A 21,019-nucleotide genomic window follows, 5' to 3' on the forward strand; every position below is an offset into this window, starting at 1 on the left:
GTAAAAATATAGAATGGAAAACTGAGTTTCTGCCCTACGATTCATCTATATTTCGCTCCAATTCCGATTTAAGGTATTCACTATGACTTAGTAATTCGCGATAATAAAATAAAATTTGTTCCTTAGCAATGTGAACCGTGATAAGATTATTAAGGTATCTAACGGCATCTCTTTGCGGATTCAAAAATTCTTTTTCGTGTCGGTTATACGAGATCAGGGCATGAGGAATAACTTCAGAATTAATAAAATTCCAAAGATAATTCTCAGCATACTCAACTTTTACAACACTACCATTATAGTACTTTACAATTTCCTTTTTAAGATTAAAATCAGAAAGCAAATTTAGTTGTCCGCTAGCTTCCATACTATGGTAAGTCGCTTTTTGGGGATTAACGCGATGGGCGTATCTGGTTCTGTCAAAAATAATCTGCAGAGAATCTACAACTGCACTCTGGTGTTCATCCAAATAATCCAGAAGATTGCCAGTAGATTTTATCCATAAACTATCGTTCTTCACGGCTCTTTTCAGTTCATTGATATTGGTGGAAACATCTTCCAGCAGGGCCTGTTTGTATAATTTTACCAATTTCTTCTCGTGTCGATTGGAAGCCCAATTGTTCAATAAAAACGCCACTGTAACCCCAAGAAACACCACAATTGCCTGTAGAAAAAGGTGATGCCAGCTAATTTTTGTTTTTAATTTCTCCATATAACTTCAGGGCGTCTTGATAAATTGTTCTGTACACCTAGAATTAATTTTTAAAGAAGGTATTGTTAAGTCCTCTTTAGTTTAAAATTAGCATAAATTTTTTATGTAATAATATACTTACAAATATAAAAGAAAATAAGTATCTTTATTTTGTTCGAAATTAATGTAAACCCAACAACAATATGAAAAGACATCTACTATCTTTAGTGGTGTGGTGTTTCGCTATTGCGTTTTGCTACGCCCAAGATTCAAATTATGACATAATTCTCAAAACAAATGGGGAAGAAATGGAGGGCAACGTCAAAGAAATTGGAGATGATGCCTTAAAATTCGTTTACAAAAACGAGTCTATTGAATACAATGTGGCCGAAAGCGATATTGTAAAAATCACCTTCGGATCGGGCAGGGTTCAGTTCTTCAATAAATTTGATACAGGTGGAGGTTCTAAACAATCGGAAGGTTCTTCAAATAAAGCAAGAGGCGAAAAGAAATATGCAAATCTTGAAGACCACCATAATAAAGTTGCCATATTGCCCTTCGCTTATTTACGGGATGATCAAGATGGCTCAAAAACAAAATCGAATAAAATTCAAAATGAAGCCTTTTCATTATATAATAAGAACAAGGCTTCGCTAAGTTTTCTACCCCCACAAACTACAAATGCCCTTCTAATCAAGGCTGGTATAAGTAATAATAATATCGAAGGGTTTACTATGGGCGAAATATGTAATGTATTGGGTGTTGAATACGTAATACAAGGAATGATATCGATAGAAAAAACCAATCAAACCAATATTAGTAATAGTAGTTCGACCACACGAAAGACTTCAAACAAACCCTATGTTGACAGGCGGGGACGAATAATAGGAGATATTTGGGGCAATGGCAAGAGAAAAACAAGCTCGAGCAGCGTTTCGACAAATATTCAGAATTATTCAACATCGATGACCATTAACATTTACAACGATAGAGGTGACAGTATTTTCAGCCAAGATCATTCTTCATTTTGGCAAACCCAAGATGCTTATAAAATAACCCTTAAGTATTTAACTAAACGTTCTCCTTTATTCAAAAGATAACGATTATGAAAAATAAATCATTAGTTGGTTTTTTGTCACTGTTATTGACATGCTCATGCGCAGAAAAGAAAAAAAAGGAAATAGTTAACTCAGATAAAGGAACGGTAACCGTTTCTGAAACAGATCATATTTCTGCAAGTGGCAAGATTTTTAAACTTTCGGAATCGCACCCTAAGGGCGAAAGTCTTAGCAATCTTAAAATTGAAACAAAGGGTTTTGAGACCGAGTTTAATGTAACCCTGTCGGACATAGACCCAATAAAGAAGGTGTTTTTTGCCGATTTAGATGAAAACGGATTTGAAGAACTCTATGTAACCACTCAAGCAGCGGGATCAGGTGCCTATTCATCAATTTATGGTTTTGCCTCAAATGGTGATAAAAGTGTTTCTGGCATTTATGCGCCTCAAATAAGTGAGGCCGATATGGCTGAAGAGGGTCTTTTTGCAGGTTTTATGGGAAAAGATGATTTTCTCATGCAAAACAATGTTCTTATGAGACAGTTTTATCAATTTAAAGAAGGGGATACTGCAAACAAACCAACGGGCGATAAAGTCACTATTGCCTATACTTTAAATGCAGGTGAGGCCTCATGGAACCTTCAAGCAAAACCCACCTTTTTGGCCGAAGGTACTTTGGTTAAAAACTGTTTGGGAGCTTTTCTCGCAACTGAAAAAGGAAACTTACAAATTTGCAACAAGGAAATCGAGGCAATAAGCGCTTTTCTAGATGGTGCTTTGCTTAATATAACATATGTTGATGTGCCTGCGTGCATTATAAAGGAGGAGGCCATATGCGGAATGGCATTTCCTACAACGGGCACAATTAAAGCAGTAATACTCTAGTTAGAATTTAGGTTTTTAAATATTGGCATGTTTTCCATTCTATGGGCGGTCAATTATAAAAATGACTTTAATGATTAGACGCAATAGACTAATGATTTTAGAGCACAGGATTCCGCTACCCATAAATCAAATCAATTTTATTTTATATCCCGTAAAAAAGAGTGGAGGCCATAAACAGCCTATGCCAATATAAGATGTACTACATATAGCTCCTTAATATATAGAGCACAGCTGTAGTTTTTGTTTATTTGCTTTGTATTGGTTTTGCTTGCAATGACTATCAAAGGGAAATTGTTTGCCCTGCAGTACCGCTTAATATAATTTTTAATAACTTAAGCCAATTTTGAAAAACAAAAAAAGAATTTAGAAAACAATTAAAAATCGCTCTTATTGAATAAAAATTTAAAAAAACAATTTATAAACGTTCTTCTACAGACCCTTCCAGTAATCTTTGGTATTTTCTTGGCCTTGTACGTAAACCAAAATGAACAAATTAAAAAAGACAGGTCCTATGTCAATAGTTTACTTCAAAAGTCACAAGAACAAATTGTTCAAGATTCAACGCAACTTAGTGCTGATATTAAAGCGCATTTAGAATTATCGAAATTATTTTCTGAACATCTAACCAACCCCGAAATGAGCGTTCTTGAAATAATTCAGCAAAATGGCGGACTCAATATTACTCCAAATAGTGAAAATTATCTTAATATGTTTGTCAATTCGAAAATTGAACATCTGCAGATTAGTAAATCGTCACAAGCATTTGAGATTTTAGAATTATTAAAAGGAAAAGAACGATATGAAGAATTAATTCAACAAACCATATACGAAGAAATCAATTCTAATTCGGAGAAAGTCAAAATGAAATTAATGATGATCATGAATGACTATGGCCAATTGGAAAAGAGGCTTCTTAACTCTCAAATAAAATTTTTGAACCCGTAAACTATCACTAGAATAGACCAAAAGCCAACTACACTAGGGCAAGTTCACTAGGCATACGTAAAGAAAAATAGCGTTGCGAGTCACGTCTAGTAGCATATAAATCTCTGTTATAAACTAAAAAACGTCCTTTTCCATTTTCACTTCAAGGCAACTATGAAGTTGTTCAAACAACTAATCAGATTACACGTTTAGCAAAACAACTTGTTCGTTTTTAACTTTATGAGTTATGGATGTTCTTTCTAAAATGCTTTTTATAAAACCGGGGACTTCAACTCATGGAACAGCTTAAGTCGACCGTACTCTAATTAACATATCAATTGCGTTTTTTAAGAATATCCCATCTGTATAACATCTTAAAATTACCAGAGGTGTTGACTTCGACAACAATGGAATCTTTTTCTTTCTTTAACCGATACGCCTTATTTAATATTTTATGCGAAATAGGGGTTGTTTTCAAATCAAGATCATTTAGAGAAAGAATCACATCATCGATTTTTATCCCCTGTTCAAAGGCACTCGAATTATTCCATACAAAAGCAACGGCTAGTTTTTTTTGTCTGTTAACCTTGGTTTTGAAACCAAAAGTGCGATAGGTGCTATCAATTTTATTATGGTATGGTTTAAAATATATTCGCTTGTTTATAAAGTCGATTACGGTGCGGTAATGTTCAAAGAACTTTACCCCTATTTTACTTTGGGGGTTATGATCTACCTTTACTGGTATATCTTTTATAGTTAGATTTCCTAGACCGAGGTTAATCATCGATAGGTGAAATTTGCCGCTTGAAGCGCCAAAAGCTGTTTGGGCAAAATTACCATACCCTACAACCTCATTTTTTAGTAGGGCTTGTTTTTCAAGTTTTTTAAAGTAGTCTCCGTTTAAAGAAAACAAGTCGTCAAAACCAATATCAATCCAAACGTTCTCTTTTACCTTATTAAAATATTTTGCTTTTATTACAGGTGTACCGTTTGCTTGAAGCGTTATTTTGGAGACATACGGAAAGTCTTGAAAGGCATTGTTTTTATGAATGATGATACGCTCGTTCCTCAAATCAAAATCCCAAATACCTTTTGCCATGATATTCGCTCCCAATAAACCGTCGATACCATGGTGCTTTAGTAGTTTAATGTCGAATTGCATTGCCGCAATGTTTAAAAACGTGGTTTTACCTAGGGTCAATTTCGGTATGCTTACATAATTCACCATCTCGGCATGGTTAGAAGCATCAATAATTCGCCGGCTGGTGATATTCTCAAAATGACCGCTAACGGAGGTGGTTAATGTGGTAGGGCCAGCACTGTCGAGCAAGAAGGTATAGGTCTTATCATTGATTACCACATCTGTGAGCAGCCAACCGTTTGCCAGCACCTTAACTTTTAAAGTGTCTGTTTGCCCTGCCATGTTCATTGAACCATTTGCGTAAAAACCCTCTTGCCCAGAAACAGTTGCTCCAAGAAGTGTAAAGACTAGCAAATAAACTAAGCGCTTTGTACTAAATTGCATTGATTGTATAAGCACATGAAACGTATTTTTTTTATTAATATACATCAGGTTACCTTTAAAAATGCCCAAAGATTAAAAATAATGCGACGGCAATTACATGAATCAAAAGATAGGCCTTGTCATTGGCAGAACCACCTCAAAAAGCAGTACATCTTTAGTTCAAAGTCCAAGTTTTTCGTTCATCCAATCGAAAGGTTTTTGAACTACCTTCGGGGCATCGAACCTATAGCCAAAATATATCTTGGCATAGACTACATCATTTTCAACTCTGGTCATTACATCTTCTCTGTACCAGGTCGATTCAAAATTGAGGTTTGCTCCGAAGATCCATCTTTCAGCACTATACCCTAACTGTATTCCTCCGTCGAGAGAAACGGGCCAGTACACATTTCGCGATCCGTTCGAGGTTCCGTTCTCGCCTTCCCTAGCAAATCGAACTCCAAAGCTTGGTGATATATAAGTGGATAAAAACCAGTTTTCAGCGATTACGTATGTGTAGTAATAATTAGGGGACAAAGAAATCTCAAAACTTTTTTCAAAGATATTTTCACCTTCCAAATCATTTGATAGTTTGGAATAACCGTAATTAATAGTAGGTACAAAGCTTCCGGCACTCTTGAGCTGCCATTCGGTGTTGTAGACCACATTTCTTAGTGAGAATTTTGGGTTTAGAACATATGAGGTCGATCCCCCGAAGAATAACGTTCTTAACCCTGGTAATTGCAGGTACTCGTCCCTACCCTTGACCCAATCTTCAATAAATTCATTTGTGTTTTCAATATAAAAGCCCTGTACTTTTTGGTATTGTATTTGCGAAGTCCAGCCGCCCAAGAAAAATCGAAAATTATAATCTGAAAATGCCGTCTTTCCCTTTAGATTATCATCATTATTAATGGGTAGAATTTTTGGTGCAAACCCAACACTGACACCTATAAACTCATAGTCTAATGAGAGAAACATTCTATATTCATTATTGGCTACAAGACGAAGATCCGATCCATCTGATGATCCAATGACGTATGAATCGAACTTTGAGTCAATATTAGTTTTGACTATTACCTTATCAATATAAGATTTTATGGTTGTTGAGTCTTTCTTTTCATCAGACTGCGCGATGACATCCATCGAGATAATACTAATAAACAATATCAAATTAAACTCAGTCAACAAATGCAGTTTACCTACGAAATAAGCAATAAAAATTCGATTAAAATTCACACAGGATACCTTTAATGAGACCATTGGAAATAACTAGTACATCTCCAAACCCTTTCTAAATTTGATTATTTCGGGCAACAATGAAATTTACGAAAATTTTGCCCTTGACAAATTATTTTACGCCCGTATAGCGGTCTTCACGAGAAGTTATCAAACCTTGACCTGTCCGCGAATGGCCTTACTAATCAGTGGAAAATCTCACCATTCGTTTTACGGTATACTAGCTATTAAAATAAGCCAAGCTTCCACCAAAGATCCCAATAATTAAAAATAAAGCGATGGCGATGATGTGAAACAAGAGAAAGGCCTTTGCCAAATTAGCCTTGTTAGGGTTGGTGCGTTCACCAAAGGCCCAAACAAAAAGCATGATGATACCTACTACTGGAATCACGGTTATAATCAATGAAATAAGCCATTCTTTGACGCTTACCACTTTACTTTCATTATCCATTTGAATTTAATTTTGTGTTGTACCAACATGCTACGGAAAACACTATATGATTATTGTTGTTCATAAAAAGACCTATACAAGCCAAGCAAACCTGTAACGAAAATAGAAAGACCCATTTGCAAATAGGCACACAGTTACATTTATCGCCCGTATTTCAAAAACCTCAGAGACCAATTCAATATAAAAGAACTAATCAAAGAAAGCCCTATTCCCAAACTTAAGGCAACATAGAAGTTTTACATTCTTTAAACCAAAAGCAAGATGATGCAGAATCTCAAATTTTACATATTTTATTAAACGAATTAACAGAGGTTTGACACAATTATGTCAAACCTCTGTTTTATTTATCATAAGTTCCGCTACAGTTTAGTTTTACTGACTTATGTATAGGATATATCTTATCGCTGAGCTACCTGTTTCAGTAACATCAATAGGTTGCTGACCAGGGTCTGCTATAAATCTAATACCTATGTCCACTGGATCACCTGTCGTCGGCAAATTGGTGGTCATTGTAAAGGTGTCATCACTCGTATTGTTATATGTTTGCGGACTGGTTATTTCAACATCTGCGGCAAAATCATATGCATTGATAGTTCCTGTAATAATGTCACCAAAAGCATCGACTATAGCTAATGACGGTACAACCTGCACAGAATCTATAGTTCCTGTAAGATAATCAGTTCGCCAGCCAGGGGCCGATAAATCGGCGCCATTTGTAGTTATTGTCACACCGGAGCTTCCAATATCACTGTTAATTGTCACTACCCCGTAACCAGAGCCATCAGCACCATCAGCACCATCAGCACCATCGGCACCATCGGCACCGGCAGGGCCAGCAGCGCCAGCAGCACCTGCAGGTCCGGTTGCACCTGTCATTCCGTCTTCGCCATCAGAGCAGGCCATTATAGCCAAACCGATGAATAATATTGTAAAAAGTTTGTAAGTACTTGTCAATCGTTTCATTTGTTAAAATTTTAATTTTATTTATTAATGGGTTAAACTTTGGCCAACAACCCAAAGTATATTGAGTGTTAGGAAATCATTGAAAATTCTAATTCATATATTATATTTAAATAGTTAATACTGGTCTTATACAAACACCCACAATGGGTAGAAAATACTAGACTTTTTAATTAACGTGTTATTTCCTGCTTTATTGTATTTATTTTCTTACTTTTTATTTACTAAGAAATTAGAAATCTGTCAATACCAATTTTGGCTGCTGATGCCATAATGAAGTTTTTGGATAATTTCAAGAAGACCAATGCCAATAGAAATGAAAGAGTGCGTGTGACTTAAATACTATTGACTTGGTGTTAGGTTCCAGAATTCACAATTAAATAATAAAAACAATGCTTGCAGTATATAAGGTCTCTCCAAAATGGACTGCAAACACTTCTCATTTGTCTGAGTTCTAAGTTCTTCGAATTTTGGGTATCATGAGTTTTCTCACAGTAGTTTAACTACCCAAAAAAAGCCTATCGCAAACTATATCAGTTATTTTAATGAATCCCCGTTATAAACGTGAAGGCCATTTTCTTGTATATTTTGAGGTATTATTCATCACTTTTTTAGAATATGGCCATCCGCAAATTTTGGCAAATTAAATGCTATGCCTTCTTCGACCCTAAATAAACCAGAAAATTAAAATGAATAGGCAGCACCGACACCAAGCGAGATAGTTTTCATATTCTGCTTGAAACCATAATCTTCAAACTCTGGTTTCGTATGAAGAAAGTCTAGTGCTAATAGTAGTGTAAATGATTTTATGAATGAGTATCTACCTACAATTCCCGCATTATAGGCAATGGCCGTGGAAGTATCTTTACCCAAACTAAGGTCGGGAAGAGTTGCTACTGCATAACCCATTTGAAAACGACCATCAATTGTAAGTTCTTGATTAATCGGAAAAGAAACCAATGGCCCAATCAGAAGTGAGCCATAAGACCAGGGCTCAATGCCTGCTCGAATATTCGGATTGTTGGCTATCATCAGCGTTGTGGCGATACCTAAATGCTTGGAAAACAGGTATCCAAAATTAAGACCGTTAACTTGAATTCCTATGTCAGCAAGTCCATTTGAACTACTCCCAAAATCTCCCAAAGGGATTGATACCCCCACAGAGAAACCTAAATATCCCTTCACATTTTTATCTCTGCGATTATTTTCACCAATTAAACTAGATCCTTGTGCTTTGGAGACTTTTTCTATTTCATTTAAAGGGTATACGAGTACGTTGTCACCTACTATCTTAATTTTTACAGCTACGTCAGGTATCTGCTCTAAGATAATACCACGGATGATACCACCGTCTTTTAGGTAAATAATATCTTGAGGTGAATCTTGCGCACTGGCAAACACCAAAAATAACTGAAGAAAAACAATAGGTAATACTTTCATAATAATTTATATTTTCCGTATAATATTGTAGGAAATATAACAAAATTATGATTAGTTCATACTAAAAACTATTTTAGAATTCAAACAATTTTTAGTACTATGCCTCTCCGGTCGGTCCGAAATTTAATGGAATAGGAGGTTGCTCATAGTCTTTTATATTACCATGTGCCTTTTCAAACCTATTCACATTGTCGCTTAAAGCTTTTAAGAACTTCTTAGCGTGCTGCGGCGTCAATACAATTCTGCTCTTCACCTTCGCCTTTGGAGCTCCTGGCATCATACTTATGAAGTCCACAACGAATTCCGAAACTGAATGGTTGATAATGGCAAGGTTGGAATATATACCTTCCGCCATTTTCTCATCGAGCTCTATATTGATTTGCTTTTGTTTTTGGTCTTTGTCCGCCATATGATTTAAAAAATAAACCCTGATAATTGCTTATCAGGGTTTGTTATAATTTAGAATTTTAAAGCTTCTTTACGCGCCATGATTTCGTCGTATTCCTCTTTTGAGCCAACGATTATAGAATCATAATCTCGCATTCCTGTACCTGCTGGTATTTTATGACCAACAATTACATTTTCTTTCAAGCCTTCTAATGTATCTACTTTACCACTTACAGCGGCTTCGTTTAAGACTTTAGTAGTTTCCTGGAAAGATGCTGCCGAAATAAATGATTTCGTCTGTAACGACGCTCGCGTAATACCTTGAAGTATTGGAGTTGCAGTTGCAGCAACTGCATCCTTAGCGGTAACCAAGTTTTTATCAGAACGCTTCAAAATAGAATTTTCATCTCTTAATTCACGCGCTGTTATAATTTGCCCAGCTTTAAGATTTTCAGATTCTCCCGCGTCTTCAACTACTTTCTTTCCGTAGATTCCATCATTTTCTCTAATGAAATCATCTTTATGAATCAATTGATTCTCTAAGAAGATAGTATCACCTGGATCTTGAACACGTACCTTACGCATCATCTGTCTTACTACTACTTCAAAGTGCTTATCATTAATTTTCACACCTTGTAGACGATATACTTCCTGTACTTCGTTCACCAAATACTGTTGCACAGCAGATGGGCCTTTGATAGAAAGAATATCTTCTGGAGTAATTGATCCATCAGAAAGTGGCATACCTGCACGAACGTAATCATTCTCCTGAACTAAGATTTGATTGGAAAGTTTCACCAAGTATTTCTTCACCTCGCCTAATTTTGACTCGATGATAATTTCACGGTTACCTCTTTTAATTTTTCCAAAAGAAACAACTCCATCAATCTCAGAAACAACAGCTGGGTTAGACGGGTTACGTGCTTCAAACAGTTCAGTAACTCTTGGAAGACCACCTGTAATGTCACCCGCTTTCGCAGATTTACGAGGTATTTTAACCAAAATCTTACCTTCTTTAATCTTATCACCGTCATCCACCATAATATGTGAACCCACTGGTAAGTTATATGAACGTAGGGTTTCTCCTTTACTATCTTGAATTAATAGTGTTGGAATTAACTTCTTATTTCTAGATTCAGAGATTACCTTCTCTTGGAAACCAGTTTGCTCATCTATCTCAACCTGATAAGTTACCCCTTGATCAATATTTTCATAAGCAATCTTTCCAGGGAATTCTGAAACAATAACACCGTTATATGGATCCCAAGAACAAATCACATCTCCTTTAGCAACTTTAGCTCCATTCTTAATAAAGATTTGCGAACCGTAAGGAATATTATTTGTACTTAATGTAATACCTGTTTTCGGATCAACTACTTTTAATTCAGAAGTTCTTGAAATAACGATTTCAGCTTTTTTGCCATCACCATCTTCTCCACTTACAGTTCTAAGGTCTTCTATTTCAGCAATTCCACCAAATTTCGCTTCTAGCTTGTTCTCTTCAGAAATGTTACCTGCAATACCACCAACGTGGAAAGTACGCAGTGTAAGTTGTGTGCCCGGTTCTCCAATTGACTGTGCAGCAACAACCCCAACAGCTTCACCTCTTTGAACCATTTTATTAGTAGAAAGGTTTCTACCATAACATTGCGCGCAAATTCCTTTTGGAGCTTCACATGTTAATGCAGAACGCACTTCAACTTTTTCAACAGGCGATTCTTCTATACGTTTCGCATCAGCTTCCATTATTTCCTGACCGGCAGAAAGTAATTGTTCTTCTGTTAATGGATTGTAAACATCATGCAAGGAAACTCTACCTAAAATACGAGCCCCTAAAGACTCAACAATCTCTTCATTCTTCTTCAGGGCAGAAACTTCAACTCCTCTTAAGGTCTCACAATCTGTAATATTTACAATAACATCTTGAGAAACATCAACCAAACGACGTGTTAAATATCCTGCATCTGCCGTTTTTAAAGCGGTATCTGCCAAACCTTTACGAGCACCGTGTGTTGATATAAAGTATTCCAAAATCGAAAGACCTTCCTTAAAGTTGGAAAGAATAGGGTTTTCGATAATTTCACCACCTCCTGCAGTAGATTTTTTCGGCTTAGCCATCAACCCACGCATACCTGTCAACTGACGAATTTGTTCTTTAGAACCCCTCGCACCAGAATCAAGCATCATATAAACAGAGTTGAATCCCTGTTGATCTTCACGAATACGCTTCATCGCCAACTCAGTAAGTTGAGCATTCGTTGATGTCCAAACATCAATTACCTGATTGTAACGTTCGTTGTTGGTAATAAGACCCATGTTATAGTTGGCCATAATTCCATCAACTTGTCCGTTGGCGTCAGCAATCATCTCATGCTTCTCCTGTGGAATAATAATATCCCCTAAACTAAAGGATAATCCGCCTTTGAATGCGAATTCATAGCCCATAGTTTTAATCTTATCCAAGAACGCAGCAGTAGTTGGCACATCAGTAACTGCCAATATTCCACCAATAATATCTCTTAAAGATTTCTTGTTCAATACATCATTGATATATCCCGCAGCTTCCGGTACCTCAGTGTTAAACAAAACTCTACCAACTGTAGTTGGTATCACTTTATATACTAATTCACCTTCCTCGTTAAAGTCTTTTGCTCTAACTTTTATACCGGCATTAAGACTTACCATTCCCTCATTTAGAGCGATGATAACCTCTTCAGCAGAATAGAATGTCAATCCTTCACCCTTAATAGGCACTTCGGGAGTCGACTTTCTTTCTTTCGTCATATAATATAGACCCAAGACCATATCCTGAGAAGGTACAGTAATAGGAGAACCATTTGCAGGGTTCAAAATATTATGTGATGCCAACATTAAAAGTTGTGCTTCTAAAATAGCCTCTGGGCCTAATGGAAGGTGCACTGCCATCTGGTCACCATCAAAATCTGCATTAAATGCGGTACAAACTAAGGGGTGTAAGCGAATCGCCTTACCTTCAATAAGTTTTGGCTGGAAAGCTTGTATACCCAAACGGTGTAACGTAGGAGCACGGTTTAGTAATACCGGATGCCCTTTTAGTACATTTTCAAGAATATCCCATACTACAGGCTCTTTCTTGTCTATAATTTTCTTTGCAGATTTAACCGTCTTAACGATACCTCTTTCGATCAACTTACGAATAACGAAAGGCTTATAAAGTTCAGCAGCCATATCTTTTGGAAGTCCACATTCGAATAATTTCAATTCAGGACCAACAACAATTACTGAACGAGCAGAATAATCTACACGTTTACCTAGTAAGTTCTGACGGAAACGACCTTGCTTACCTTTCAATGAATCTGAAAGTGATTTCAACGGACGGTTTGATTCCGTTTTAACTGCAGATGCTTTACGGGTGTTATCAAAAAGTGAATCAACAGCTTCCTGAAGCATACGTTTCTCATTTCTAAGAATAACTTCTGGTGCCTTGATTTCAACCAATCTCTTCAAACGGTTGTTACGAATAATTACTCTTCTGTAAAGGTCATTCAAATCTGAAGTTGCGAAACGACCACCATCAAGTGGAACTAATGGACGTAATTCTGGTGGAATAACCGGAACTACCTTCATAATCATCCACTCTGGATTGTTTTCACGATTCTCCTGAGATTCGCGTAATGCCTCAACAACTTGAAGACGTTTTAAAGCCTCTGTTTTACGTTGCTTAGACGTTTCTGTATTTGCCTTGTGACGTAAGCTGAATGATAAATCTTTAAGGTCTATTCTAGCCAAAAGATCTATCAAACACTCCGCACCCATTTTAGCGATAAACTTATTTGGGTCGGTGTCATCCAAGTACTGATTTTCCTGAGGAATTTCCTCGATAATGTTCAAGTACTCTTCTTCAGTTAGGAAATCCATCTTATTGATTTCTTCTCCTTCAGGACCTTTAGCGATACCTGGTTGAATTACTACATAACGTTCGTAGTAAATAATCATATCTAATTTCTTAGACGGAAGACCCAATAAGTATCCTATTTTGTTTGGTAACGAACGGAAATACCAGATATGAGCAACAGGAACCACCAAGTTGATATGCCCTACTCTATCTCTACGTACTTTTTTTTCAGTCACCTCCACACCACAACGGTCACAAACAATACCACGGTAACGGATACGCTTGTATTTTCCACAAGCACATTCATAATCCTTTACAGGACCAAAAATACGCTCACAGAAAAGTCCGTCACGTTCTGGCTTGTGTGTTCTGTAGTTAATAGTTTCAGGTTTCAAAACCTCACCTCTTGACTCAGCCAAAATTGCTTCTGGAGATGCCAATCCGATGGAAATCTTATCAAACCTTTTTTGCGGTGTATTATCGTTTATTCTTGCCATAATTCTATGGTGATAATTTTAATGTGTTATTCTAAATAGTGTTCAAAACCGGTATTACCTACTCCTCTAGTCTGATATCCAAACCTAAACCTTTAAGTTCGTGCATCAATACATTGAAAGATTCTGGTAAACCAGGTTCTGGCATGGTCTCTCCTTTGACAATTGATTCGTAAGTTTTAGCTCTACCAATAACGTCATCAGATTTTACAGTCAATATTTCCCTTAGGGTTGCAGAAGCACCGTATGCCTCTAGTGCCCAAACTTCCATCTCTCCAAAACGCTGACCACCAAACTGTGCTTTACCACCTAATGGTTGTTGTGTAATTAAAGAGTAAGGACCTATTGAACGTGCGTGCATCTTATCGTCTACCATGTGACCTAATTTCAACATGTAAATCACACCTACAGTTGCAGGTTGATCAAAACGTTGACCCGTTCCACCATCGTAAAGATAGGTATGTCCAAATCTTGGGATACCTGCCTCATCAGTATAGGCGTTGATTTCATCTAAGGTAGCACCATCAAAAATTGGCGTTCCGAACTTCTTACCTAATTTCAAACCTGCCCAACCAAGGACAGTTTCATAAATTTGACCGATGTTCATACGAGATGGTACACCAAGTGGATTCAATACGATATCTACCGGAGTTCCGTCTTCTAAGAAAGGCATATCTTCTTGACGTACAATTCTAGAAACAATACCTTTATTTCCGTGACGACCTGCCATCTTATCACCAACTTTAAGTTTACGTTTTTTAGCAACGTAGACCTTCGCCAGCTTTATAATTCCTGCTGGTAATTCATCACCTACAGAGATTGTAAATTTGTCTCTTCTCAAGTTTCCTTGAAGATCATTCAACTTAATCTTGTAGTTGTGAAGCAAATCAGCAACGGAAGCATTAGTATCTTTATCAGTTGTCCAACTTCCACCTACTAAGTGAGCGAAATCATCAACTGCATTTAACATTTTCATGGTGTATTTCTTTCCTTTTGGAAGTACTTCTTCTCCCAAATCATTTAAGACACCTTGTGATGTTTTTCCGTTAATAATAGAGAACAACTTCTCAACCAAAATATCTTTCAGCTGCTCAAACTTCACTTCGTATTCTAACTCAAGTGTTGTAATTGCCTCTTTGTCTTCAGAACGCTTGCGCTTATCTTTTATAGAACGTGAGAACAATTTCTTTTCAATAACAACACCTCTAAGAGAAGGTGAAGCTTTTAACGATGCATCTTTTACATCACCAGCTTTATCACCGAAAATAGCACGTAGAAGTTTTTCTTCAGGAGTAGGATCAGATTCTCCTTTTGGAGTAATTTTTCCTATTAATATATCTCCAGGTTTCACTTCTGCACCGATACGAATCATACCGTTTTCGTCAAGGTCTTTTGTAGCCTCTTCAGAAACATTTGGAATATCATGTGTTAATTCTTCAGCTCCTAATTTCGTATCACGAACATCCAAAGAATATTCATCAACATGAATCGAAGTAAAGATATCTTCACGCACTACTTTTTCAGAAATTACAATAGCATCCTCAAAGTTATATCCTTTCCAAGGCATGAAGGCAACAGTAAGGTTTCTACCTAATGCCAATTCACCTTTTTCAGTTGCATAACCTTCACAAAGAACCTGTCCTTTCTTCACCTTATCACCCTTTTTAACAATAGGCTTTAAGTTGATGCTAGTACCTTGGTTCGTTTTTCTAAATTTCACCAATTTGTAAGATTTTGAATCTTCTTCAAAACTTACTAATCTCTCAGCATCAGTTCTCTTATACTTTACGGTTATCTTCTGAGAATCAACATACTCAATAACTCCATCACCCTCTGCATTAATCAATACACGAGAGTCAGAAGCAACTTGACGCTCCAAACCAGTACCAACAATCGGAGACTGTGGTTTTAATAATGGAACCGCCTGACGCATCATGTTTGATCCCATCAAAGCACGGTTGGCATCATCATGTTCTAAGAAAGGAATCAATGAGGCGGAAATCGATGCAATTTGATTTGGCGCAACATCAGTATAGTTAATTTCTGATGGATCAACTACTGGGAAATCTCCTTCCTCACGAGCAATAACTTTTTCGCTATCAATTTGCCCGTTATCTTTCATAGGAATATTTGCCTGGGCAATTTTCATTCCTTCTTCCTCTTCAGCACTTAAGTAGATAAATTCTTTCGTATTTACTTTGGACTTATCTACTTTTCTATACGGCGTTTCTAAGAAGCCCATTGGATTCACTTTAGCAAATACAGCCAAAGAAGAAATCAAACCAATGTTCGGTCCCTCTGGTGTTTCAATCGGGCAAAGTCTTCCGTAGTGCGTATAGTGAACATCACGCACCTCAAAACCTGCTCTTTCTCTTGAAAGTCCACCAGGTCCTAAGGCTGATAATCTTCTCTTATGCGTAATCTCCGCTAATGGATTTGTTTGATCCATAAACTGAGACAATTGGTTTGTACCAAAGAAAGAGTTAATAACAGAAGACAAGGTCTTTGCATTAATCAAATCAATAGGAGTAAATACCTCATTATCACGAACATTCATGCGCTCACGAATTGTTCTCGCCATACGAGCCAGACCAACACCAAACTGAGATGATAACTGCTCCCCTACTGTACGTACACGACGGTTTGAAAGGTGGTCAATATCATCAATCTCTGCTTTAGAGTTAATCAACTCAATCAAATACTTGATAATCGTAATGATATCTTCTTTGGTCAATACCTGCTTGTCCATTCCGATATCTAACTGTAATTTTTTGTTCATTCTATAACGACCAACTTCACCTAAGTTGTACCGTTGATCTGAGAAGAACAATTTGTCAATAATACCACGTGCCGTTTCTTCATCAGGCGGCTCAGCATTACGTAATTGACGGTATATGTGTTCTACGGCCTCTTTTTCAGAGTTCGTAGGATCCTTTTGTAAGGTATTATGAATAATAGCGTAATCAGATTGCGCATTATTTTCTTTATGAAGAAGAATGGTTTTCACATCAGCTTCCATAATCTCCGTGATGTGCTCCTTCTCTAAAATAGTATCACGATCTAATACGATTTCGTTTCTTTCGATAGATACTACTTCACCAGTATCTTCATCTACAAAATCTTCGTGCCATGTGTTCAATACTCTAGCCGCTAACTTACGACCTAAAACTTTTTTCAAACCTGCGTTAGAAACTTTTACTTCTTCAGAAAGATCAAAGATTTCTAATATATCTTTATCACGCTCAAAACCAATAGCTCTGAACAATGTTGTAACAGGTAATTTTTTCTTTCTATCAATGTAAGCGTACATAACACCATTGATATCAGTAGCAAATTCAATCCAAGAACCTTTAAATGGTATAACTCTTGCTGAATATAGCTTAGTTCCATTTGCATGGAAAGATTGTCCGAAGAAAACCCCAGGAGAACGGTGCAATTGAGATACTACTACTCGTTCAGCACCATTGATAACAAAAGTACCAGATGGAGTCATGTAAGGAATAGTTCCTAAATACACATCTTGAACAATAGTCTCAAAATCCTCATGTTCAGGATCTGTACAGTACAGTTTCAAACGAGCCTTCAGTGGAACACTGTAGGTCAACCCACGCTCAATACATTCTTGGATAGAATATCTTGGCGGATCGATAAAGTAATCCAAAAACTCTAATACGAACTGGTTTCTGGTATCTGTAATTGGAAAGTTTTCCATGAAGGTATTGTACAATCCTTCATTGCCCCTTTCATCGGATTTTGTTTCAAGCTGGAAAAAGTCTTGAAATGATTTAATCTGGATGTCCAAGAAATCCGGGTATTCCGGTGTGTTCTTAGCGGATGCAAAATTTATTCTTTCAGTAGTGTTTGTGAACATCTATGGACAGTATTATGATAGTGAATACTAAAACTTTTTGGGTTGTATATGACTTTATATACTTCGCTAAGTGTATAAAATAGGTTTAGGTCTAACCCCGCTGAAGCGTGGAAAGACCTAAACCATAAGTGCTATATGTTGACGCTATTATTTAAGCTCAACTTCCGCTCCTGCTTCTTCTAAAGATTTTTTGATTCCTTCAGCTTCGTCTTTAGCAACACCTTCCTTAACGGCTTTTGGTGCACTATCAACGATGTCTTTAGCATCTTTCAATCCTAAACCAGTCAATTCCTTAACCAATTTAACAACTGCTAATTTTGAACCACCAGCAGCAGTTAAAATTACATCAAATTCTGATTTTTCTTCAGCGGCTTCACCACCACCAGCAGCACCGCCACCAGCAGCAACAGCAACTGCAGCAGCTGCAGGCTCTATACCGTATTCATCTTTTAATATATCAGCTAGTTCATTAACCTCTTTTACGGTTAAGTTAACCAATTGTTCTGCGAAATCTTTTAAATCTGCCATTTTTACTATCGTTTAATAATTTTTAAAATATAATTGTTTTTAGTGCGTACTATTCTTTTTCTGATAATGTTTTTAGGATTCCTGAAAGCTTGCTACCGCCAGACTTTAATCCGGAAATAACATTCTTAGCAGGAGATTGAAGTAATCCTATGATTTCACCAATCATTTCCTCTTTAGACTTAATGCTAACTAAAGCGTCTAAGTTCTCATCACCAATATAAATTGCTTCTTCAACAAAGGCACCTTTCAAAAGAGGCTTATCTGCTTTCTTTCTAAAGCTCTTTATCAATTTTGCTGGAGCATTTCCTACTTCAGAGAACATTAAAGAAGTATTTCCTTTTAACACCTCAGGGAGTTCACCGAATTCTTTATCAGAAGCTTCCATTGCTTTTGCAAGCAAGGTATTTTTAACTACGGCCAATTTAACATTTGCTTTGAAACAAGCTCTTCTCAAATCTGAAGTGTTTGTAGCGTTCAAGCCTGAGATATCCGCCAAATAAATCGTAGAACTCTCTGCTAATTGTGCAGTTAAATCTTCTATAACCGTTGCTTTTTCTTCTCTTGTCATATTTATAACTTTTAACTTCCGGTTATTTAAATTGTCTTTGGGTCTAACTGAACACTTGGACTCATAGTACTAGACATAAAAATAGTTTTCATGTAAACACCTTTTGATGAAGTAGGCTTCAACTTATTTAAAGTCTCCAATAATTCCTTGGCATTTCCTGCGATTTTATCAGCTGAGAAAGATGCCTTACCTATTGCAGCATGTACAATACCAGTCTTATCTACTTTGAAATCTATTTTTCCTGACTTTACATCATTTACAGCTTTAGCTACGTCCATCGTAACCGTACCTGTTTTTGGGTTGGGCATTAATCCTCTTGGTCCTAAAACACGACCTAATGGTCCTAATTTACCCATTACACTTGGCATGGTGATGATAACATCAACATCGGTCCAGCCTCCTTTAATTTTATCCAAATATTCTTGTAATCCTACAAAATCAGCACCAGCTTCTTTAGCCTCTGCCTCTTTATCTGGGGTCACCAAAGCCAAAACCTTAACATCTTTTCCTGTTCCATGCGGAAGTGTTACTACCCCACGAACCATTTGATTTGCTTTTTTTGGATCTACACCCAAACGAACCGCTAAATCAACAGAAGCGTCAAATTTTGTATTGGTTATTTCTTTTATCAAAGCAGAAGCCTCATCTAAAGAATAGAGCTTATCTTTCTCTATTTTAGCGTATGCTTCTTTTTGATTCTTAGTTAACTTTGCCATTTAAATTGCTTTATTAAGATTTTAAAAAGGTCGTTTTCCGGCTACCTTCATACCCATTGAACGTGCTGTACCTGCAACCATACTCATAGCAGATTCAACAGTAAACGCATTCAGGTCTACCATTTTATCTTCAGCTATTGTCTTGATTTGATCCCAAGATACACTACCTAATTTCACTCGGTTAGGTTCGCCAGATCCTTTTTTAATCTTAGCTGCTTCCATCAATTGAACTGCCGCTGGCGGTGTTTTTACGACAAAGTCAAACGACTTGTCTTTATAGACGGTGATAACAACTGGTAAAACCTTACCCGGTTTATCCTGCGTACGAGCATTAAACTGCTTACAGAATTCCATGATGTTAACGCCGGCAGCACCTAAGGCGGGTCCAACCGGTGGCGATGGATTCGCTGCACCTCCCCTAACTTGTAGTTTAACTACTTTACCTACTTCTTTTGCCATTGTTTAAAATTAAATTGAAAGTGTGTTAATTGGAAGCAACACAACTTTTAAATATGTAACAATTGTTTTAAATCTTTTCTACCTGCATATAACTTAATTCTAATGGGGTTTTTCTGCCGAAAATCTTCACCATTACCTCAAGCTTACGCTTTTCTTCATTGATTTTTTCAACAGTTCCATTAAAACCATTGAAAGGCCCATCAATTACCTTTACCGTCTCACCAAAAACAAATGGGATAGCAACACTATCTGTATTCACTGCCAATTCATCTACTTTACCGAGCATTCTATTTACTTCAGACTTACGCAATGGAACAGGATCGCCTCCCTTGGTTTCACCTAAAAATCCAATTACGTTGGTAATTGAGCGTATAATGTGAATCATTTCACCACCCAAATTTGCCTTTATCATTATATAACCAGGAAAATAAACTCTTTCCTTGTTAATTTTTTTTCCATTTCTAATTTGCACCACCTTTTCAGTAGGCACCAAAACGTCTTCTAAATAGTCAGAAAAACCAAGACGAGATACTTCACTTTCGATGTATCCTTTGATTTTATTTTCTTGGCCGCTAACTGCTCTTACCACGTACCATTTTTTCTCCAATACTTCCGACATAAGACTTTGGCTTAGTTTAATACGTTATTGAAATATACTTTTATCAATTCGCTGAATACAGTATCAACACCCCATGTGGCTAAAGCAAACAGGATAGAGAAAACAGCTACAACCACCATCAAGTTGGTAGATTCTGCTCTAGGAGGTAACGTAACATTATTACGAAGCTCCTCTATTGATTCTCTTATATATGTCAACATATTACTCTATTTTTTTGGCACGGGAGGAGAGACTCGAACTCCCGACACCTGGTTTTGGAGACCAGTGCTCTACCAACTGAGCTACACCCGTATCTATTTACATTGAAAGGTATCCGCCATTTGGCGGACACCCTTTAATATATCACTTTAAAAAT

General features: G+C 36.9%; 18 protein-coding genes and 1 tRNA gene. 3 read left to right on the forward strand and 16 right to left on the reverse strand.

The window, feature by feature from the left end:
• Positions 1-34: 34 nt before the first annotated feature.
• Positions 35-709 carry a hypothetical protein gene (locus ACKWCD_RS14510; protein WP_413984682.1) on the reverse strand — a complete coding sequence of 225 codons (675 nt, stop codon included), beginning with the start codon at positions 707-709 and terminating at the stop codon, positions 35-37.
• Positions 710-891: 182 nt separating this feature from the next.
• Between ACKWCD_RS14510 and ACKWCD_RS14515 the strand changes: the two genes are divergently transcribed.
• The 3 genes from ACKWCD_RS14515 to ACKWCD_RS14525 all read left to right on the forward strand — a co-directional run bounded on the left by ACKWCD_RS14515 (position 892) and on the right by ACKWCD_RS14525 (position 3,575).
• Positions 892-1,788, forward strand: coding sequence for a hypothetical protein (locus tag ACKWCD_RS14515; protein ID WP_413984683.1), 897 nt, complete (start codon positions 892-894; stop codon positions 1,786-1,788).
• Positions 1,789-1,793: 5 nt separating this feature from the next.
• Complete coding sequence (locus ACKWCD_RS14520) at positions 1,794-2,630, forward strand: hypothetical protein (protein ID WP_413984684.1); 837 nt, start codon at positions 1,794-1,796, stop codon at positions 2,628-2,630.
• A 390-nt stretch (positions 2,631-3,020) separates the two neighbouring features.
• The gene (locus ACKWCD_RS14525) at positions 3,021-3,575 is read left to right on the forward strand and encodes a hypothetical protein (protein ID WP_413984685.1); all 555 of its coding nucleotides are present in this window, start codon (positions 3,021-3,023) and stop codon (positions 3,573-3,575) included.
• Positions 3,576-3,888: 313 nt separating this feature from the next.
• On the opposite strand, the gene ACKWCD_RS14530 is transcribed toward ACKWCD_RS14525, so the two are convergent.
• The 15 genes from ACKWCD_RS14530 to ACKWCD_RS14600 form a co-directional block, all read right to left on the reverse strand.
• Positions 3,889-5,124, reverse strand: coding sequence for an aspartyl protease family protein (locus ACKWCD_RS14530; RefSeq protein WP_413984686.1), 1,236 nt, complete (start codon positions 5,122-5,124; stop codon positions 3,889-3,891).
• 114 nt (positions 5,125-5,238) lie between these two features.
• Positions 5,239-6,321: a DUF4421 family protein gene (locus tag ACKWCD_RS14535; RefSeq protein ID WP_413984687.1), complete on the reverse strand. Its 1,083-nt coding sequence runs from the start codon at positions 6,319-6,321 to the stop codon at positions 5,239-5,241.
• Between the two features lie 196 nt (positions 6,322-6,517).
• Positions 6,518-6,748, reverse strand: coding sequence for a hypothetical protein (locus ACKWCD_RS14540; protein WP_413984688.1), 231 nt, complete (start codon positions 6,746-6,748; stop codon positions 6,518-6,520).
• A 372-nt stretch (positions 6,749-7,120) separates the two neighbouring features.
• On the reverse strand, positions 7,121-7,711 hold the full coding sequence (locus ACKWCD_RS14545) for a hypothetical protein (protein ID WP_413984689.1): 591 nt from the start codon (positions 7,709-7,711) through the stop codon (positions 7,121-7,123).
• 681 nt (positions 7,712-8,392) lie between these two features.
• Positions 8,393-9,148, reverse strand: a complete 756-nt coding sequence (locus ACKWCD_RS14550; protein WP_413984690.1) for a hypothetical protein — start codon at positions 9,146-9,148, stop codon at positions 8,393-8,395.
• Between the two features lie 97 nt (positions 9,149-9,245).
• Positions 9,246-9,557, reverse strand: coding sequence for a DUF3467 domain-containing protein (locus tag ACKWCD_RS14555; protein ID WP_413984691.1), 312 nt, complete (start codon positions 9,555-9,557; stop codon positions 9,246-9,248).
• Between the two features lie 50 nt (positions 9,558-9,607).
• The gene (gene rpoC / locus ACKWCD_RS14560) at positions 9,608-13,906 is read right to left on the reverse strand and encodes a DNA-directed RNA polymerase subunit beta' (protein ID WP_413984692.1); all 4,299 of its coding nucleotides are present in this window, start codon (positions 13,904-13,906) and stop codon (positions 9,608-9,610) included.
• Positions 13,907-13,964: 58 nt separating this feature from the next.
• Positions 13,965-17,774 carry a DNA-directed RNA polymerase subunit beta gene (gene rpoB / locus ACKWCD_RS14565; protein ID WP_413984693.1) on the reverse strand — a complete coding sequence of 1,270 codons (3,810 nt, stop codon included), beginning with the start codon at positions 17,772-17,774 and terminating at the stop codon, positions 13,965-13,967.
• 147 nt (positions 17,775-17,921) lie between these two features.
• Complete coding sequence (gene rplL, locus ACKWCD_RS14570; protein WP_138658906.1) at positions 17,922-18,302, reverse strand: 50S ribosomal protein L7/L12; 381 nt, start codon at positions 18,300-18,302, stop codon at positions 17,922-17,924.
• A gap of 49 nt (positions 18,303-18,351) precedes the next feature.
• Positions 18,352-18,870 carry a 50S ribosomal protein L10 gene (gene rplJ / locus ACKWCD_RS14575; RefSeq protein ID WP_413984694.1) on the reverse strand — a complete coding sequence of 173 codons (519 nt, stop codon included), beginning with the start codon at positions 18,868-18,870 and terminating at the stop codon, positions 18,352-18,354.
• Between the two features lie 26 nt (positions 18,871-18,896).
• Positions 18,897-19,586, reverse strand: coding sequence for a 50S ribosomal protein L1 (gene rplA, locus ACKWCD_RS14580; protein WP_413984695.1), 690 nt, complete (start codon positions 19,584-19,586; stop codon positions 18,897-18,899).
• 21 nt (positions 19,587-19,607) lie between these two features.
• Complete coding sequence (gene rplK, locus ACKWCD_RS14585) at positions 19,608-20,045, reverse strand: 50S ribosomal protein L11 (RefSeq protein WP_138658909.1); 438 nt, start codon at positions 20,043-20,045, stop codon at positions 19,608-19,610.
• Between the two features lie 67 nt (positions 20,046-20,112).
• A complete protein-coding gene (nusG, locus tag ACKWCD_RS14590; RefSeq protein ID WP_138658910.1) occupies positions 20,113-20,664 on the reverse strand; it encodes a transcription termination/antitermination protein NusG in 552 nt (183 codons plus the stop codon).
• 11 nt (positions 20,665-20,675) lie between these two features.
• Positions 20,676-20,864 carry a preprotein translocase subunit SecE gene (gene secE / locus ACKWCD_RS14595; protein WP_413984696.1) on the reverse strand — a complete coding sequence of 63 codons (189 nt, stop codon included), beginning with the start codon at positions 20,862-20,864 and terminating at the stop codon, positions 20,676-20,678.
• Positions 20,865-20,879: 15 nt separating this feature from the next.
• Positions 20,880-20,955: transfer RNA gene (locus ACKWCD_RS14600), tRNA-Trp, on the reverse strand.
• Positions 20,956-21,019: the final 64 nt, after the last annotated feature.

This window comes from Maribacter taeanensis, from assembly GCF_047345145.1.
Classification (GTDB): domain Bacteria; phylum Bacteroidota; class Bacteroidia; order Flavobacteriales; family Flavobacteriaceae; genus Maribacter_C.

What these genes read in the sequence shown, in the direction of transcription:
- ACKWCD_RS14510 (WP_413984682.1), bottom strand. Translation starts at nt 709, where the DNA reads ATGGAGAAATTAAAAACAAAAATTAGCTGGCATCACCTTTTTCTACAG.
- ACKWCD_RS14515 (WP_413984683.1), top strand. Translation starts at nt 892, where the DNA reads ATGAAAAGACATCTACTATCTTTAGTGGTGTGGTGTTTCGCTATTGCG.
- ACKWCD_RS14520 (WP_413984684.1), top strand. Translation starts at nt 1,794, where the DNA reads ATGAAAAATAAATCATTAGTTGGTTTTTTGTCACTGTTATTGACATGC.
- ACKWCD_RS14530 (WP_413984686.1), bottom strand. Translation starts at nt 5,124, where the DNA reads ATGTATATTAATAAAAAAAATACGTTTCATGTGCTTATACAATCAATG.
- ACKWCD_RS14535 (WP_413984687.1), bottom strand. Translation starts at nt 6,321, where the DNA reads ATGGTCTCATTAAAGGTATCCTGTGTGAATTTTAATCGAATTTTTATT.
- ACKWCD_RS14540 (WP_413984688.1), bottom strand. Translation starts at nt 6,748, where the DNA reads ATGGATAATGAAAGTAAAGTGGTAAGCGTCAAAGAATGGCTTATTTCA.
- ACKWCD_RS14545 (WP_413984689.1), bottom strand. Translation starts at nt 7,711, where the DNA reads ATGAAACGATTGACAAGTACTTACAAACTTTTTACAATATTATTCATC.
- ACKWCD_RS14550 (WP_413984690.1), bottom strand. Translation starts at nt 9,148, where the DNA reads ATGAAAGTATTACCTATTGTTTTTCTTCAGTTATTTTTGGTGTTTGCC.
- ACKWCD_RS14555 (WP_413984691.1), bottom strand. Translation starts at nt 9,557, where the DNA reads ATGGCGGACAAAGACCAAAAACAAAAGCAAATCAATATAGAGCTCGAT.
- rpoC (WP_413984692.1), bottom strand. Translation starts at nt 13,906, where the DNA reads ATGGCAAGAATAAACGATAATACACCGCAAAAAAGGTTTGATAAGATT.
- rpoB (WP_413984693.1), bottom strand. Translation starts at nt 17,774, where the DNA reads ATGTTCACAAACACTACTGAAAGAATAAATTTTGCATCCGCTAAGAAC.
- rplL (WP_138658906.1), bottom strand. Translation starts at nt 18,302, where the DNA reads ATGGCAGATTTAAAAGATTTCGCAGAACAATTGGTTAACTTAACCGTA.
- rplJ (WP_413984694.1), bottom strand. Translation starts at nt 18,870, where the DNA reads ATGACAAGAGAAGAAAAAGCAACGGTTATAGAAGATTTAACTGCACAA.
- rplA (WP_413984695.1), bottom strand. Translation starts at nt 19,586, where the DNA reads ATGGCAAAGTTAACTAAGAATCAAAAAGAAGCATACGCTAAAATAGAG.
- rplK (WP_138658909.1), bottom strand. Translation starts at nt 20,045, where the DNA reads ATGGCAAAAGAAGTAGGTAAAGTAGTTAAACTACAAGTTAGGGGAGGT.
- nusG (WP_138658910.1), bottom strand. Translation starts at nt 20,664, where the DNA reads ATGTCGGAAGTATTGGAGAAAAAATGGTACGTGGTAAGAGCAGTTAGC.
- secE (WP_413984696.1), bottom strand. Translation starts at nt 20,864, where the DNA reads ATGTTGACATATATAAGAGAATCAATAGAGGAGCTTCGTAATAATGTT.